The following is a 352-nucleotide window of genomic DNA, read 5'->3' on the forward strand; positions in this document are numbered from 1 at the left end:
GTCGTCGCCGCGTACGTCGCCGATGCCGGCGGTGACCAGGTCCAGGCGTACGCCCGCCTCGTCGGCGGTCACACCGGTGCCCGCGAGCGCCTGCACCAGGTGCAGCGCGCCGAAGAAGCCGCGCTCCTGCGCCGCCCAGGCGGCCGCCGGGTCGGTGCCGGCCGGCTCGCCGTCGAGGGCGAACGCGTGCACGATCCGGCGGGGCACGTCGGCGCCGAGCGCGGCCAGAAGCTCCTCGGCGTCGGCGCGTACGCCGGGGCGCAGCCGGAAACCGCTCGCGGTGGCGGTGAACGCCTCGCCGGCGCGTACCTCGACCGGGTCGTCGCCGGCGGCGCGCAACGCGGCCACGAGC

Annotated in this window: 1 protein-coding gene; it reads right to left on the reverse strand. The window is 78.7% G+C overall.

What is annotated here, in order from left to right; genetic code table 11:
- Nucleotides 1-352: hypothetical protein (locus tag MCBG_RS32925; protein ID WP_198033275.1), on the reverse strand; the 352-nt coding region annotated here is incomplete at both ends.

It is taken from the genome of Micromonospora sp. M42 (assembly GCF_000568915.1).
GTDB lineage: Bacteria > Actinomycetota > Actinomycetes > Mycobacteriales > Micromonosporaceae > Micromonospora > Micromonospora chalcea.